A 15,014-nucleotide genomic window follows, 5' to 3' on the forward strand; every position below is an offset into this window, starting at 1 on the left:
CGGTCGGGCGACGGACGGAGCATTGATGGCACTCGGTTGGACCCTCCACGGCGACGGGAAGACGCTCGGGCCGACCGACGTCGTCGCCCCTGACGAGCGCCTGTCCTGGCCCCGGACCGTCGGGATCGGCATGCAGCACGTCGTCGCGATGTTCGGGGCGACGTTCCTCGTCCCGCTGATCACCGGCTTCTCCCCGGCGACGACGCTGTTCTTCTCCGGCCTGGGGACGATCGCGTTCCTGCTGATCACCCGCAACAGGCTCCCGAGCTACCTCGGGTCCAGCTTCGCGTTCATCGCCCCGATCGGCGCTGCGGCGGCCGCGGGAGGACAGAGCGTCGCGGTCGGCGGCATCCTCGTGACCGGCCTCGTCCTGGCTGCCGTCGGCGCCGTCGTCCACTTCGTCGGCGCAGGGTGGATCGACACGCTGATGCCCCCGATCGTCACGGGCACCATCGTCGCGCTGATCGGGCTCAACCTGGCCCCGGCCGCGTGGGACAACTTCGAGCAGTTCCCCGTGACCGCGACCGTCACGCTCGCGACGATCCTCGTCGCGACGGTGCTCTTCCGCGGGATCCTCGGCCGGTTGTCGATCCTCGTCGGCGTGGTCGTCGGGTATGTCGTCGCGGTGATCCGCGGCGAGGTCGACTTCTCTGCCGCCGAGCAGGCGGCCTGGATCGGGTTCCCCGACTTCGTCACGCCGACGTTCGACGTCGCCGTGCTCGGGCTCTTCGTCCCGGTCGTGCTGGTCCTCGTGGCCGAGAACGTCGGTCACGTGAAGTCCGTGGCGGCGATGACCGGACGGGACCTCGACTCGTACATGGGGCGTGCGATCTTCGCGGACGGCGTCGCGACGACGCTCGCCGGGACCGGCGGCGGCTCGGGCACGACGACGTACGCCGAGAACATCGGCGTGATGGCGGCGACGCGGGTCTACTCCACGGCCGCCTACTGGGTGGCGGCGTTCACGGCGCTGGCGCTCTCGATGTCGCCGAAGTTCGGTGCGCTCGTCGCCACGGTCCCGCCGGGGGTGCTCGGCGGTGCGGCGACGATGCTGTACGGGATGATCGGCGTCCTCGGTGCACGGATCTGGGTGCAGAACCGCGTCGACTTCGGCAACCCGGTGAACCTCGCGACGGCGGCCGTTCCGCTGGTGATCGGGATCGCGAACTTCACGTTTGCCGCCGGGGACCTGACGTTCGAGGGCATCGCGCTCGGCACCGGCGCCGCGCTCCTGATCTTCCACGGACAGACCGCGATCGCCCGCTGGCGCGGCACGAGCGCGGAGCCCGCGAGCCCGGCCTCCGTCCCGGGCCCGCGCGACCCTGAGAAGGACGACGTGGCGAGCTGACGCCGTCGGACGGCGTTGCCGTCGGACGTGCCACCGGTGGGGTGCGAGGGAGCGATTCCTCGCACCCCACCGGTGTGTCGTGGGGAGCGTTCGTGAACGGATTAGTGAGAACGGGTGTCATTACTGTTATCGTCATGCTGCGCGCACCTCCCGTCCCCACGACCAGGAAGGAGCGGCGCACGGCCCTGCCCGCGCGCCTTTCCGCCATGACACGCACTCTTGCTCCCGCCGCCCGCACGACGGCGGCCGCCCTCCTCTCGCTCGGCCTCCTCGCCGGGTGCGCCACGACCGAGTCCGAGGACGAGTCCGCAGCGTCGGGCTCGACCGACGAGGCGACGTCGGACGTCACCGAGGCCGCCGCCCTGACACCGCGACTCGTCGTGACCTACGACGGCGGGGTGCAGGTTCTCGATGCCAACACCCTCGACGTCGTGGGGGACGTGGCGCTCGACGGCTTCCTCCGCGCCAACCCCGCCGGTGACGGCCGGCACGCCGCACTCTCCACGAGCGAGGGCTTCCAGCTCCTCGACACCGGCACCTGGGCCCAGGCTCACGGCGACCACGCGCACTACTTCACCGCGGACCCCGTGCTCACCGACGTGACCTACGAGGCCGAGACGCCCGGCCACGCCGTCGTGCACGCCGGACGGACCAACTTCTGGGACGACGGCACCGGCGAGATCACGATCGTCGACGCCGAGCACGTAGCTGACGGCCCCGGACAGGACGCGCGGACCTACACGACGCCCGCAGCCCACCACGGTGTCGCGGTCGAGCTCACCGACGGCACCCTGGTGCTGACCGACGGGACCGAGGACGAGCGCTCCGGCGTCCGCGTGCTCGACGCCGACGACGCCGAGATCGCGGCGACCGACGAGTGCCCGAGCGTCCACGGCGAGGCGACCGCCCAGGGCGAGGCCGTCGTGCTCGGCTGCGAGGACGGCGTCGTGATCGTGAAGGACGGAGCCGTCACCAAGGTCGACTCGCCCACCAGCCCGGGAGGATTCGGCACGCTGGCGGGCTCGCACTCGTCGTCGGTGGTCCTCGGCGACTACAAGGAGGGCGAGGACCAGGACCCCACCCAGGTCTCGCTGATCGACGCCGAGGCGGGCACGATCCAGCTCGTCGAGCTTCCCGCCTCGTACACGTTCCGCTCACTCGCACGCGGCGACGACGGTGAGGCGCTGGTGCTCGGCACCGACGGCGCGCTGCACGTGATCGACCCGACCACCGGCGAGCTCACGAACTCCTGGCCCGTCGTCGACGCCTGGACCGTGCCTGAGGACTGGCAGGAACCGCGCCCGGCGATCTGGGTGAACGACGGCACCGCCTTCGTCAGCGACCCGGCTACCAGCAGCATCCACGCCGTCGACATCCTGTCCGGCGAGGTCTGGAACACGGCCACGCTCGACGTCGTCCCCAACGAGCTCACGGGCGTCACCGGTGACGGGGTCGAGGAGTACGAGACGAACCACGACGAGGACGAGCACGCGGACCACGACCACGAGGACCACGACCACTAGCCACGGTCTCAGCGCGGCGCGAGGAGTCTCTCGTGGAACGCCCCGGAGATGTCGACCGGGACGGCCGCCGGCAGTCCGTCGTCAAACGCGACCGGGTACACCAGGGTGTGCCCGGTCGTGTCGCGCGCGGCGATACTGACGCCGAGCGGACACTGATCCGCCGGTGAACCTGTCGTCTACTTCGCCGACCTTGGCCCTCGTGGCGGGGTGCTTGTCCTTCGCCGCTGTGGCGCGAGCTGCCCGGCGAGCATCGCCGCGAGGGCGAGCAGCAGGCCGAGGGTCTGGACAGCCGTGAAGCGCTCGCCGAGCACGACGGCGCCCAGCCCGGTCGCGACGAGCGGGGAGAGCAGGCCGAGCAGGGCGGTCGCGGTCACGGGCAGGACTCGAATCCCCGCGAACCACACGCTGTAGGCGAGCAGCCCGCCGACGAGCCCGAGCCAGAGGTATCCGGCGACTGCGGCGGCATCGATGTCGGTCGGCACCCCCTCGACGACGAGCGTCGGGAGGAGGAGGACGAGCCCGCCGGCGGTGAGTTGCCAGCCGGCGAGACCCAGGGCGCTGACCCCCGCGGGCCGCCCCCATCGCTTCGTGAGGACAATCCCGAGCCCCATCGAGAGTGCGCCGCCCACCCCCGCGAGCACGCCGACGACGTCGAGCCCTGCACCCGGTCCGAGCACCACCAGGCCGACGCCGATCACGCCGACGACGCCCCAGGCGAGTCGCCATCGTGAAAGCCGCTCGTGGAGCACGGCCACGACGAGGAACGCGACGAGGATCGGCTGTGTCGCACCGAGGGTGGCGGCGACTCCGCCGGGGAGGCGCTCTGCCGTGACGAACAGCAGGGCGAAGAAGATCCCGATGTTGAGGGTCCCGAGCACGGCTGCCTTCCACCACCAGTCACCGCGGGGCAGAGTGCGCGTGATCAGGATCGCGAGGATTCCCGCGGGCAGTGCGCGCATCAGGGCGGCGAAGAGCGGGTGTCCGGCGGGCAGGAGCTCGGTCGTGACGACGTAGGTGGTGCCCCAGACGGCCGGGGCGAGCGCGGTGAGCGCGGTGCGACGGGCGAGCTGTCGCCCGTGCACGGATGCTGGGGTCGCCGTCGGGGGCGGGGCGGTGGCGGTCATGTCTTGATCCTGCGGTCGGTCGATCAATGAGTCCAACACATGCTTGTCATCCCATCCATCGCTGGTGAAGATAGATAGATGGAACTCCAGCAGCTGAGGTACGTCGTCGCCGTCGCCGAGCTCTCCAGCTTCACCAAGGCCGCGGCGCGCTGCTTCGTCGTGCAGTCGGCGCTGAGCCACCAGATCAAGGCGCTGGAGAAGGAGCTCGGCGTCGCGCTGTTCGCCCGCACCAGCCGACGCGTGGAGCTCACCGCCGCGGGCCGCGCCTTCCTCCCCGGTGCCCGTGCGAGTCTCGACGCGGCAGAGCGGGCCGGAGACGAGGCGGCCGCCGCCGCCGGGGAGGTCCGGGGCAGGCTGACCGTCGGGATGATCCCGACGGTGACCGCGGTCAGCGTCCCAGCCGTGCTCAAGGAGTTCCGCGACGCCCACCCCCACGTACGGGTCGCGCTCCAGGTGGGTGGCAGCGACACGATCGCGGCGGAGATCGCCGCGGGGGAGACCGACGTCGGTCTCCTGGGACTCCCCGCAGGGCGTGAGCCCCGCGGAGTCGACTGGCGGGAGATCGGGACCGATCGGCTCGTCGCCGTGCTCGCCCGCCAGCACCGCCTTGCCGACCACGAGTCGATCGGGATCGACGATCTTGCACAGGAGGCTTTCGCAGACTTTCCGGTCGGGAGCCCGGGGCGCGCGCAGAGCGACCTCGCGTTCAGCGCGGCCGGGATCTCGCGCGACGTTCCGTTCGAGGCGATGTCCACCGAGATCCTGCTCGACCTCGCCCGGGAGAACCTTGCGGTGACGCTGCTGCCGTCGAGATACGTGCGCGCCGTCGACGGCCTCGTCGCGGTACCCGTCGTCGACGGGCCCTCGCGGGTCGAGTACCTCGCATGGAGCGAATTCAATCTCAGCCCGGCGGCACGAGCGTTCCTCCGGTTGCTCTAGCCGGAGTCGTGGCTAGTCGTGACGACGCCCGGCCGGGGCGCGCGATGCCGTCATCAGCGCCACGGCCCCGAGGGTCGTCGCGGCCGCGACCGGAGCGCCGAACGTCCACAGTCCGAGGTCGACCCAGGGGACGGGCCGGTTCGCGAGGTGCAGCGCGAAGACTGCGGTCGCGGATCCGACGATCCCGCTCGCACAGGCGAGGACGGCGGCCGGCAGTGCCGTCTCGATCGCCGAAGCGCGCGCCAGGGTCCGGGTGGGGATTCCGGTGGCGTGCAGCATGGCGTCTGCCGGCCCGCGATGTGCCTGTGCGGACGCGAAGCCGATGGCAGCTGCGAGCACCGCGGCGACGGCGAGGGCGAGAGCGAGAGCGAGCAGCTTCACGGCCGAGTAGTAGTGGCGCAGCAGCTCGGACAGCCCGTTGAACGAGGTCGTCCGGGTGGACAGGTGGGCCCCGGGGGAGGACTGCTCGACCAGCGTGCGCATCTGCTCGACGTCCGCGCCGGGTCGGTGGGCGACGAAGAGCTGGGTTGCCCGGACCGGGGCGTCAGCAGCGTCGAGGTCGCGCGCGACGATGCCGGACCTCATGTCTACGCCCGCGGGGAAGTCCGCGCGGGCCACCCCGGAGGGAGCCTCGAACCAGGTTTCCTCGGCGGTCGTGCCCGAGATGTCTGTCGTCACGTCGAGAGCAGCTCTCGGCTCGATCATCGGCCGGTCGTCGTCGGGGAGCTGGACGCTCGGGTCGAGCGTCATCGAGCCCGTCACGCACGGGACGTCGAGGTGTCCGGCGGCGGTGATCTCGGAGCAGTCCCCGACCCAGAGCTCCGTCTGCACCGGTCCGACCAGGGTGGCCTCGGCGACCCGGGCGACGCGTTCCACTCCGTCCACTTCGCGCAGATGGTCGGCGAGCGCGGCGGATTCTGACTTCGTGGCGTTGACGACGTCCGCGACTGCCGTGAGCTCGTTCTGGCCGATGACCACCTCGTCGTCGATCGAGGTCGCGGCCGCGGGGACGAGCGCCGCAAAGAAGGGAGCAAGCAGTGTTGCGATGATCAACGGGGCAAGGGGCCCGGCGTGCGTGCGCGCGTGAGCAGCCAACCGGCGTCCGCCGAGGATCGAGGCTGCGCTGCGCCCGCGCGCGGCCAGGCGCCCGAGCACTTGAACGACGACCGGTGCGACGACGAGGAGCCCGAGAACGGCCGCTCCCATCGACGCTGCGACAACCGGCATCTCGTCCGGCACCCCGAGCAGGGCAAGAGCCGGGGTTGTGATGAGCAGTAGTCCGCCCCATCGCCACGGGCGGGGGCGACGCTCCGGGGAACGGGTCAGCCCGAGCGGGTCGACGTCCAGGTCACGCACGCTTCCGCGGGCACCGACGAGACAGGCTCCCAGGATGAGACCCAGCGAGGTGATCACACCGACCCATCCGGGCCAGAGGTCCGAGGCGTAGAACTGCGCATCCTCGTACCCGATCCGCGCCACCAGTGGACGGACGGCGAGAAATGCACCCAGCCCGCCCAGAGCGCCCGCGACGCCCGGGAGGAGTGCCTCTCCCTCCGCGATCCTCGCGACGGCGCGGGTGTCGGCGCCGAGGAGGACGAGCGTGGCGGTACGACGACGGCGGGTCGTCTCGGTCAGGCGGATCGCGGTCAGCACGAGAACGACGACGACCGCCAGGACGGCACCGACGCCGGTGGCGAAGACCAGGAGCTCGAGCGGCACCAACGGCCGGGCCATGGCGCGCTCGTCGTACCCGGTGACCCGTGTGCTCCACGCCAGATGGGCGTCCGTGGGCGTCACCCCGCGGACGGCGACCAGGTCGTCGGAGTACCGCAGCGCACCGGCATCGACTCGTCCGACGTCCGCTCCGTACCGTTCGGCCTGCCCGACCTCGGCGAGCCGCTCGACCAGTGCCGGGCTGTAGTACGCCTCCCCGGGGGCGGGTATCGCGTCGACGCCGGGTGGCACGGGGGCGTCGAGGCCCGCGTGCCCGAGCTCGACGACCGTGACGGCGTCGTCGCCGACGTAGGACGTGAAGCCGCCCTGTGCAACGGTTCCGTCAGGGGCTTCGACGCGGTCGGGGAACCGGTTGTCGTCGGTGATCGTGACCCATCCGTCGGCGTCGGCCGCGGGGTCGGCCCAGGACCCGAAGTCAGCGGTCGTCCATGCGAAGCGGTCGGCGCGCGTCTCGAGCGCTGGTCCCACGGAGAGCAGCAGGAGGAGACCCGTCGTGCCGAGGACGGCGGCGAGCACCGTCATTGCCGAGCCCCACCGGGCAGCTCCCTCGCCCGCGAGAGCGAGGCGAAGCCCGAGCCGTCTCATCGAACACTCGCCGCGCGCGGCGCACCCGAGGCGCTGCCCTGCGCACCCGCCGGCGAGACGACGCCGTCGAGCATCGCCACGCGCCGGTCGGCGACGGCCGCGACCTGCTCGTCGTGCGTGACGACCACGAGTGCGCCTCCACGGGCACGGACCGACGAGACCAGCAGATCCATCACGGCGGTCCCGGTGGCGCGGTCGAGCGCACCGGTCGGCTCGTCCGCGAGCACGACGGACGGCTCGTGGACCAGGGCCCGGGCGATCGCGACGCGTTGCGCCTGGCCGCCCGACATCTTTGTCGGCCGCCGACCCGTCAGCTCGCCCAGTCCCACGGACTCCAGGGCCGCCGTCGCGCGCCGTCGTGCCTCGCCTCGTCGTATCCCGTCGACCAGGAGCGGCAGCATGACGTCCTCGACGGCGGGGAGCTCAGGCACCAGCCGGCCGTCCTGAAAGACCATGCCGATCTCGCGGCGTCGTGCGAGCGCGCGGCCGTCGGACGACGAGCCGGACAAGGACCTTCCGCGGAGGTGAACCGTCCCGGCGTCGGGGACGAGAACCCCGGCGAGCAGGTGCAGCAGCGTCGACTTTCCGCACCCCGACGGCCCGGTGACGGCGACGACCTCCTCGGGCTCGACGACGAGGTCCACCCCTGCGACGGCGGCTCGCTCGGCCCCCGGGTACTTCAGTTGAAGTGCGTGCGCCTCGAGCATCGGTGTGCGTCCCTTTCGTCACGTATCGAGGACGCTACGTGACCGGTGGGCCCGACCCGAGAAGTTATCCACAGGCACCTGTAGCCCCTCCACACGACGACGCCGAGGTATACCCGGGCAGGGGTATACCTCGGCGAGGTGCGGTGTGCGAGCTACGCGCGGAAGATCAGTGCGTCACCCTGTCCGCCGCCGCCGCAGAGCGACGCGGCACCGAGGCCGCCACCGCGAGCCGCGAGGCCGAGGGCCACGTGCAGCGCGAGCCGGGCGCCGGAGGCCCCGACCGGGTGCCCGAGGGCGATGGCTCCGCCGTCGGTGTTGACGACGTCTTCGGAGACCCCGAGGTCCTGCACCGACTGGATCGCGACGGCCGCGAAGGCCTCGTTGATCTCGACGAGGTCGAGCTCGTCGGCCTTGGCGCCCTCACGGTCGAGGGCGGCGGCCAGCGCCCGCGCGGGCTGGGAGTGCAGCGAGTTGTCAGGGCCGGCGGTCTGCCCGGCGCTGCCGATCTCGGCGAGCCAGGTCAGGCCGTGCTCGATCGCGAATGCCTTCGACGCCACGACGACCGCGGCGGCGCCGTCGGACAGCGGCGAGGAGGAGCCGGCCGTGATGGTCCCGTCCGGGACGAACGCGGGACGGAGCCCGGCGAGCGTCTCGGGGGTGGTTCCGGCGCGGATCCCCTCGTCCTGGGAGACGACGACGGGCTCACCACGACGCTGCGGGATCTCGACCGGGACGATCTCGTCGGCCAGGCGTCCGGCCTGCGACGCGGCGGCCGCGCGCTGGTGCGAGCGGGCCGCGAACGCGTCCTGCTCCTCGCGCCCGATGCCGCGGGTGGTGCACCCGCGGTCCGTGGCCTCGCCCATGATCATGCCGTCGAACGGGTCGCGCAGGCCGTCGTGCGTCAGCGAGTCGGCCATCGTCACGTCGCCGAACGCGAAGCCGGCGCGGGAGTGCTGCACCAGGTGCGGGGCGTTGGTCATCGACTCCATGCCGCCGGCGACGACGACGGACGCCTCGCCGGTGCGGACGAGCCGCGCGGCGTCGATGATCGCCGTGAGGCCGGACAGGCAGAGCTTGTTGATCGTCGTCGCGGGGACGTCCCAGCCGATCCCGGCGCCGACGGCGGCCTGGCGGGCGGGACCCTGCCCGGCACCGGCCTGGACGACGTGGCCCATGATGACGGCGTCGACGTCGGCGGGGTCGATCTTCGAGGCGGCCATCGCGCCGCGGATCGCGTGCGCGCCGAGGTCGGTCACGCTCAACGAGGCGAGGGCCCCGCGGAACTTGGTGAAGGGGGTGCGTGCCCCGTGGATCAGGACGGGGGTGGTGGCGTCGTCGCTCACAAGAGTCTCCGTATCAGTGGTGGGGGGATCAGGCGAACGCGGACATGCCGGTGATGTCGCGGCCCACGATCAGGGCCTGGACGGACTCGGTGCCCTCGTAGGTGTGCAGCGCCTCGATGTCGGCGAAGTGCCGGGCGACGCGGTTCTGCAGCAGGATTCCGTTGCCGCCCAGCATGTCGCGTGCGACCGACGCGATCTCGCGGGCGCCGCGGGTGCACGTGTACTTGGTCAGCGACGCCTGGGGGCCCGTGAGGGTCCCGGCGGCGTCCTGCTCCGTCATCGCGACCACCAGCAGCTGCATCTGGGTGAGGGTGCTGAGCATCGAGGTCAGGCGCTCCTGGACCATCTGGCTCTTGGCGAGGGGGCGGCCGAACTGGACGCGGCTCTTGGCGTACGCGACCGCGGTCTCGTAGCAGGCGGTGGCGTGCCCGACGGCGGACCACGCCACGGACAGGCGGGTCGCGCCGAGGACGCGCGAGGTGTCCTTGAACGAGCGGGCCTCGGGCAGCAGGTTCTCCGACGGGACGAACACGCCGGTCAGGGTGATGTGAGCCTGGTGGATCGCGCGCAGCGAGACCTTGCCCTCGATGACCTTGGCCTCGTACCCGGGGGAGTCCTGGGGGACGATGTAGCCGTGGACCTGGCCGTCGTCGCCGCGGGCCCAGACGACGGAGACGTCGCAGTTGGCCCCGTTGCCGATCCACTTCTTGGCACCGTTGATGACGTACCCGCCCTCGACGGTGGTGGCGGTGGTCTCCAACGAGACGGAGTCGGAGCCGTGGGTGGGCTCGGTCAGCGCGAACGCGGCCAGCTTCTCGCCGCGTGCGATGGGCTCGCCCCACTCGGCCTTCTGCTCCTCGGAGCCGAGCAGCATGATTGAGCGCAGGGCGAGGCCGCCCTGGACGCCGCAGATCGTGGCGACCGAGCCGTCGCCGCGCGACATCTCCATCGAGGCGAGGCCGTCGGCGAGCGGGCTGTGCTTCGGGTGGCCGGGGACGTCGACGCTCTCCCGGAGCAGGTCGAGCTCGCCGAGGCGCGCGATCAGCTCGCGGGGGACCTCCGCGCGCTCCCAGTACCCGTCGATCACGGGCAGGACGTCGTCCTGGACGAAGGTCCGGACGGTCGCCCAGTGCTCACGGTCGGCCTCGGTGGCACCGGCGAACGCACCGGCGTAGTCGACGTCGAGCGGCTCGAGGAGACCGTAGTCGGGCTCGACGAGCCGCTCTGCGGGCGTTCCGCCGGGGGTGGTGGCGGTGTGCTGGGTGTCGGTGGACGTAGCCATGGGATCTCCCGGTCGCGTGGTGCGGCGACGAGTCATCGCCCGCACCTCTCATCGTGCGCGCGATTGCGTCTCACGTCAAGATACGCAGTATCAGGATTGAGGTCGGCAGCACGCGACCGAGGGCTACCCCGGCACCTAGGCGAGCGCCTCACGCACCGCGCGCGCGACGTCGTCGGCCGTCCGCCCGGCGGGGACCTCCAGCACCGTGACCACCACACGGTCGGACGCCCCGCCGTCGGCCGTCTCAGCATGGTGCGCGGGAGCGGCGACGGCGTCGCCCGAGGCCGACCCCGCCGTCGTCTCCGTCAGCGGCGCCCGGGCCGAGGACGCGCGCGCCGCGCGCCGAAGGTCTGCGAAGCCCTCCTCCAGGCCGGGGCGCGGGTCGCCGTCGGGGTCACGCAGCCACGCGCGCAGGTACGCGTTGTGGACCGCGACGACGGAGGCCGAGAAGGCGATCGTCGTCGTGGTGGTCTGTCGCTCGGTCGGGAGCGTGGCGCGCAGATAGCGCGTGAAGGCCCGCTCGTAGCGGTGGGTGGTGATGAGCTCACGGTCTCGCAGGCCGGGGACCTGCTGCAGCAGGGCGTGACGCGCGAGCGACGTGTCGGGCTGGCTGATGTGGTGGTCGAACACGAGCCGCGCGGCCCGACAGACCTCGACCAGAGGGTCCGTGCTGCGCGGGCTCTGACGGGACTCGGCGAGCTGGCCGACCACCTGCTCCAGCAGGACCTCGTGGTCGGCGAACACCACGTCCTCCTTCGAGCCGAAGCGTCGGAAGAACGTCGCCCGGGAGATCCCGGCGGCGTCCGCGATCTCGTCGACGGTCGTGTTCTCGTACCCCTGGCGGGTAAAGAGGTCGATGGCGGCCTCGACGGCCTCGTGATGTGGAGAGCGGCCCATACTCGGACCCTACTCGCGCCCACGGGTGGTGACAGACCGAGGCGCGCCCCGGCGCCTACGCGCCCGTGTGGTGCGCGACGACCGCCTCGTACGCGTCCAGGTCTGCGGCAAACGGGGAGTCCGGGATCGGGTGGTGCAGCACGATCTCGTCGATCCCCGCCTCCGCGTAGCGCCCGACGACGTCGTCGAACGCCTCGACCGAGTCGAACAGCCGGTCCGGGGTGAAGCCGGCGAGCAGGACGGTGTGCAGCGTGGCGGGGTCGCGCCCCTCGGCCTCGCACGCCGCGCGGACGGTCGAGACCTGCGACGCGACCGCCGCCGACGAGTCCGCGGGGGTCGCGTCGTCGGGCAGGCTCGCGCCGGTCGTCACCCAACCCTGTCCGTACCGCGCGGCGAGCCTCATCCCGCGTGGGCCGCCGCCCGCGACGACGAACGGAACCCGCGGGTCCTGCACGCACCCGGGGATGGTGCGCGCCTCGTGCGCCGAGTAATACGTGCCGTCGTACGTGACGGCTGGCTCGGTCAGCAGCCGGTCCAACAGCCCGACGAACTCCTCGAACCGCTCCGTGCGCTCCCGCATCGGCCACGGATCGTCGCCGAACACGGTCGCGTCGAAGCCCGACGACGTCCCCGCACCGATCCCGAGCGTCATCCGGCCGGACGAGACGTCGTCCAGCGTCATCAGGTCCTTCGCGAGCGTCACCGGCTCGCGGAAGTTCGGGGAGGTGACGAGCGTGCCCAGCCGGATCCGCGACGTCGTCGCCGCGGCCGCCGCCAGCGTCGGCACCGCACCGAACCAGGGGCCGTCGCGGAACGACCGCCACGACAGGTGGTCGTAGGTGTACGCCGTGTCGAGACCGAGCTCCTCCGCGCGGCGCCAGATACCCGCGCCCTCGGCCCAGGGGTAGATCGGCAGGATGCAGGTGGACAGTCGCATCTGCTCACCGTAGGCGTGCCGGCGCCTGTCGTCGCGTGGCAGGCTGGGAGCATGACTGATCTGCGAATCTTCACCGAGCCTCAGCAGGGCGCGACCTACGACGACCTGCTTGCCGTCGCGAAGGCGACCGAGGAGCTCGGGTTCGACGCCTTCTTCCGCTCGGACCACTACCTCGCGATGGGCGGCGACGGACTGCCGGGGCCGACGGACGCCTGGACGACGCTCGCGGGGCTCGCGCGCGAGACCAGCACGATCCGCCTCGGCACGCTCGTCTCCTCGGTCACGTACCGGCACCCGGGAATCCTCGCGATCCAGGCGGCGCAGGTCGACCAGATGTCGGGCGGCCGCGTGGAGCTCGGGCTCGGCACGGGCTGGTTCCAGCGCGAGCACGAGGCGTACGGCATCCCGTTCCCCGACAAGCGCTTCGGGATGCTGGAGGAGCAGCTCGAGGTTCTGACCGGGCTGTGGGGGACGGCGCTCGGCGAGACCTTCGACTTCCACGGCGCGCAATACGACCTCACCGAGTCACCCGCACTGCCCAAGCCGACGCAGCCCACGATCCCCGTGATCGTCGGTGGTGGGGGGAAGCGTCGGACGCCGCAGCTCGCCGCCCGGTTCGCCGCCGAGTACAACCAGGCGTTCCCCGCGCTCGACTCGATCGCCGACCGCTTCCGTGAGGTGCAGTCCGTCGCGGACGAGTCCGGGCGGACGACGCCGCTGACACGGTCCGTCGCGCTCGTGCTGTGCGTCGGGAAGGACGAGGCGGAGTTCACGCGCCGCGCGGCCGCGATCGGTCGAGAGCCCGCCGAGCTGCGTCAGAACGGGATCGCGGGGACCGTGCCCGAGGCCGTCGAGACGCTCAACCGCGTCGTCGCCGACGGCGCAGAGCGGGTCTACCTCCAGGTCCTCGACCTGGCCGACCTCGACCACCTCGACCTCGTCGCCCGCGAGGTCGCGCCGCACGTCGGCTGAGGCTCAGTCGAGGGTGAGGCCGAGCACGGTGCTGCCGGCCGGCAGGGGCTCGAACCCGAGGTGTCGGTAGAACCCGATCGCCGACGTGTTGGTGTCCGAGACCCCGAGGTGGACGCCGGGGATCCCGTGGTCACGGAGGGCGTCGAAGAGCTCCTCGAGGAGCCGGCGCCCGTTGCCGCCGCCCTGCGCCTCGGGGAGCAGGTCGACGTGCAGGTGTGCGGGGTAGTCCGCGAGCCAGGGCGCCTCGGTGCGGTGCGGCGCGTGGATCTGACGTACGAGGCCGGCGTCGGGGGAGTCGGGCGAGACGCCGTCGAGCGGGTAGCGCTCGCGCAGCGCGGGCCACCACTCGGACTCGAGGCGCTCCTCGAACGACGTGGTGTCCGGCACGCCGAGCACGTAGCCGAGGGGTCGGTCGTCCTCGGACGTCACGACGAAGGCGAGCGACGGCTCCAGCGCCAGATACGCGCCGAGATAGACCTCGCCGAGCAGGCGGGGGTCCTCGAAGCGGCCCGAGGCGTCCTGGCCGTCGGCGCCGGTGCGCAGGCAGATGTCGTAGAGCGCGTCGACCTCGGAGGGGTCCGAGGCGCGCGCCGGGCGGATCGTCATCAGCTCGAGGCCTCCGTGCTGTCCGCGCCTTCCTCTGTCGCCTCGGGTTCCGGCTCCGGGGAGTGGCGGGGCGTGATGTCCTCGACGTCGGTGCACTGGTCCGGGCTCGTGAGCGGGACGTCGGCCTCGAGCGTGACCTCGTCCTCGGGGATGAGTCCGTCGAAGTTCGCGCCGACCCGGACGTCGACGGTGGGCTCCGGCCGGTCGTCGAGCACGACGGCGGAGTTCGTCAGCTGGGCCGCCACCGTGTACGCGGCGGCGAGGCCGGCGGCGTTGGAGCTGACCAACGTGTACGGGAGCTCCTCGGCGTTGCCGTTCTCGTCCAGCGCGTTGCCCACCTCGGCGACCTGGAACCCGCGGTCGGCGAGCATGTCGCCGGTGATGGTCGCGATGCCGGTGCGGCCGCTCGCGTTCAGCACGGTGACCGAGACGGACTTGTACGAGACCGGCATCGTCTCGTCGGGGACACAGGGCTGCTGGAGCGTGTCCTTGCTCTCGCCGATGGTGGTGAACCCGCGGTTGAAGGGCGACTCGACCGCCCCGGTGTAGACGGCGAGAGACCCGACGCCAATCACGGCGAGGATCGCGATCAGGATCCCGAACACGAGGGCCTGGCGCTCGTGCTCGCGTCGCCGTCGACGGTCACGTGCCGTCGGCTGCTGCGGAGTTGTCACGGGGTGCCCACCTGCTCGTCGTCGATCGTCAAGACCCGCGCGTGGAGCACCGGCCGCTGCTGAAGCGCCGCCCGCATCGCCCGGTGCAAGCCGTCCTCAAGGTACAGGACGCCGCGGAACTCGACGACGTGAGCGAAGAGGTCGCCGTAGAACGTGGAGTCCTCGGCCAGCAGACCGTCGAGGTGGAGGATGCGCTTGGTCGTGACGAGCTCGTCGAGCCGCACCTGGCGTGGCGGGACGTCCGACCAGTCGCTCGGGTTCTCTCGACCGTGCTCGGGGTACGGGCGCCCCTCGCCGACGGACCTGAAGATCATGCGGGCCAGTCTAGGTGAGGGGCGCCCTG

The 15,014-nt window shown here is 71.9% G+C and carries 14 protein-coding genes; 4 read left to right on the forward strand and 10 right to left on the reverse strand.

Annotated features, from left to right (window positions below):
• Positions 1 to 25 precede the first annotated feature (25 nt).
• Both Q343_RS0106600 and aztD read left to right on the forward strand, forming a co-directional pair.
• Positions 26 to 1,348: a uracil-xanthine permease family protein gene (locus Q343_RS0106600; protein ID WP_029252804.1), complete on the forward strand. Its 1,323-nt coding sequence runs from the start codon at positions 26 to 28 to the stop codon at positions 1,346 to 1,348.
• A 134-nt stretch (positions 1,349 to 1,482) separates the two neighbouring features.
• Entirely contained in the window at positions 1,483 to 2,871 is a 1,389-nt protein-coding gene (gene aztD / locus Q343_RS0106605; protein ID WP_211248981.1) for a zinc metallochaperone AztD, read from the forward strand.
• A gap of 176 nt (positions 2,872 to 3,047) precedes the next feature.
• On the opposite strand, the gene Q343_RS0106615 is transcribed toward aztD, so the two are convergent.
• Positions 3,048 to 3,995, reverse strand: a complete 948-nt coding sequence (locus Q343_RS0106615; protein WP_081829680.1) for an EamA family transporter — start codon at positions 3,993 to 3,995, stop codon at positions 3,048 to 3,050.
• Between the two features lie 78 nt (positions 3,996 to 4,073).
• Here Q343_RS0106615 and Q343_RS0106620 point away from each other — a divergent pair, with 78 nt between their 5' ends.
• Positions 4,074 to 4,934, forward strand: a complete 861-nt coding sequence (locus tag Q343_RS0106620; RefSeq protein ID WP_029252807.1) for a LysR family transcriptional regulator — start codon at positions 4,074 to 4,076, stop codon at positions 4,932 to 4,934.
• Positions 4,935 to 4,946: 12 nt separating this feature from the next.
• Here Q343_RS0106620 and Q343_RS0106625 read toward each other — a convergent pair whose 3' ends face one another.
• The 6 genes from Q343_RS0106625 to Q343_RS0106650 form a co-directional block, all read right to left on the reverse strand.
• A complete protein-coding gene (locus Q343_RS0106625) occupies positions 4,947 to 7,253 on the reverse strand; it encodes an FtsX-like permease family protein (protein WP_155990664.1) in 2,307 nt (768 codons plus the stop codon).
• Positions 7,250 to 7,960, reverse strand: coding sequence for an ABC transporter ATP-binding protein (locus Q343_RS0106630; RefSeq protein WP_029252809.1), 711 nt, complete (start codon positions 7,958 to 7,960; stop codon positions 7,250 to 7,252). Before Q343_RS0106630 ends, Q343_RS0106625 begins: the two co-directional genes overlap by 4 nt.
• Before the next feature lie 152 nt (positions 7,961 to 8,112).
• Positions 8,113 to 9,303, reverse strand: a complete 1,191-nt coding sequence (locus Q343_RS0106635; protein WP_029252810.1) for an acetyl-CoA C-acyltransferase — start codon at positions 9,301 to 9,303, stop codon at positions 8,113 to 8,115.
• A gap of 28 nt (positions 9,304 to 9,331) precedes the next feature.
• Positions 9,332 to 10,585, reverse strand: a complete 1,254-nt coding sequence (locus Q343_RS0106640; protein WP_029252811.1) for an acyl-CoA dehydrogenase family protein — start codon at positions 10,583 to 10,585, stop codon at positions 9,332 to 9,334.
• Positions 10,586 to 10,720: 135 nt separating this feature from the next.
• Positions 10,721 to 11,482, reverse strand: a complete 762-nt coding sequence (locus Q343_RS0106645) for a TetR/AcrR family transcriptional regulator (protein WP_029252812.1) — start codon at positions 11,480 to 11,482, stop codon at positions 10,721 to 10,723.
• Positions 11,483 to 11,537: 55 nt separating this feature from the next.
• On the reverse strand, positions 11,538 to 12,419 hold the full coding sequence (locus Q343_RS0106650; protein WP_029252813.1) for an LLM class flavin-dependent oxidoreductase: 882 nt from the start codon (positions 12,417 to 12,419) through the stop codon (positions 11,538 to 11,540).
• Positions 12,420 to 12,470: 51 nt separating this feature from the next.
• On the opposite strand from Q343_RS0106650, the gene Q343_RS0106655 reads away from it, so the two are divergent.
• A complete protein-coding gene (locus Q343_RS0106655) occupies positions 12,471 to 13,391 on the forward strand; it encodes an LLM class F420-dependent oxidoreductase (RefSeq protein ID WP_029252814.1) in 921 nt (306 codons plus the stop codon).
• Positions 13,392 to 13,394: 3 nt separating this feature from the next.
• Here the strand turns inward: Q343_RS0106655 and Q343_RS0106660 are convergent, their stop codons facing one another.
• From Q343_RS0106660 to Q343_RS0106670, 3 genes are read right to left on the reverse strand one after another with little or no spacing between them, the layout of a single operon-like run.
• Positions 13,395 to 13,997, reverse strand: a complete 603-nt coding sequence (locus tag Q343_RS0106660; protein WP_029252815.1) for a GNAT family N-acetyltransferase — start codon at positions 13,995 to 13,997, stop codon at positions 13,395 to 13,397.
• On the reverse strand, positions 13,997 to 14,671 hold the full coding sequence (locus Q343_RS0106665; RefSeq protein WP_052366965.1) for a LytR C-terminal domain-containing protein: 675 nt from the start codon (positions 14,669 to 14,671) through the stop codon (positions 13,997 to 13,999). Before Q343_RS0106665 ends, Q343_RS0106660 begins: the two co-directional genes overlap by 1 nt.
• Entirely contained in the window at positions 14,668 to 14,985 is a 318-nt protein-coding gene (locus tag Q343_RS0106670; RefSeq protein WP_029252817.1) for a type II toxin-antitoxin system VapB family antitoxin, read from the reverse strand. The genes Q343_RS0106665 and Q343_RS0106670 overlap by 4 nt, the downstream gene beginning before the upstream one ends.
• Positions 14,986 to 15,014: the final 29 nt, after the last annotated feature.

This window comes from Paraoerskovia marina DSM 21750 (assembly GCF_000701465.1).
In the GTDB taxonomy this organism is placed as follows: Bacteria; Actinomycetota; Actinomycetes; order Actinomycetales; family Cellulomonadaceae; genus Paraoerskovia; species Paraoerskovia marina.

Excerpts from the sequence above, each read along its gene's own strand:
- Q343_RS0106600 (WP_029252804.1), top strand. The coding sequence starts at position 26 with ATGGCACTCGGTTGGACCCTCCACGGCGACGGGAAGACGCTCGGGCCG.
- Q343_RS0106650 (WP_029252813.1), bottom strand. The coding sequence starts at position 12,419 with ATGCGACTGTCCACCTGCATCCTGCCGATCTACCCCTGGGCCGAGGGC.
- aztD (WP_211248981.1), top strand. The coding sequence starts at position 1,483 with ATGCTGCGCGCACCTCCCGTCCCCACGACCAGGAAGGAGCGGCGCACG.
- Q343_RS0106615 (WP_081829680.1), bottom strand. The coding sequence starts at position 3,995 with ATGACCGCCACCGCCCCGCCCCCGACGGCGACCCCAGCATCCGTGCAC.
- Q343_RS0106655 (WP_029252814.1), top strand. The coding sequence starts at position 12,471 with ATGACTGATCTGCGAATCTTCACCGAGCCTCAGCAGGGCGCGACCTAC.
- Q343_RS0106660 (WP_029252815.1), bottom strand. The coding sequence starts at position 13,997 with ATGACGATCCGCCCGGCGCGCGCCTCGGACCCCTCCGAGGTCGACGCG.
- Q343_RS0106625 (WP_155990664.1), bottom strand. The coding sequence starts at position 7,253 with ATGAGACGGCTCGGGCTTCGCCTCGCTCTCGCGGGCGAGGGAGCTGCC.
- Q343_RS0106640 (WP_029252811.1), bottom strand. The coding sequence starts at position 10,585 with ATGGCTACGTCCACCGACACCCAGCACACCGCCACCACCCCCGGCGGA.
- Q343_RS0106630 (WP_029252809.1), bottom strand. The coding sequence starts at position 7,960 with ATGCTCGAGGCGCACGCACTTCAACTGAAGTACCCGGGGGCCGAGCGA.
- Q343_RS0106670 (WP_029252817.1), bottom strand. The coding sequence starts at position 14,985 with ATGATCTTCAGGTCCGTCGGCGAGGGGCGCCCGTACCCCGAGCACGGT.
- Q343_RS0106645 (WP_029252812.1), bottom strand. The coding sequence starts at position 11,482 with ATGGGCCGCTCTCCACATCACGAGGCCGTCGAGGCCGCCATCGACCTC.
- Q343_RS0106620 (WP_029252807.1), top strand. The coding sequence starts at position 4,074 with ATGGAACTCCAGCAGCTGAGGTACGTCGTCGCCGTCGCCGAGCTCTCC.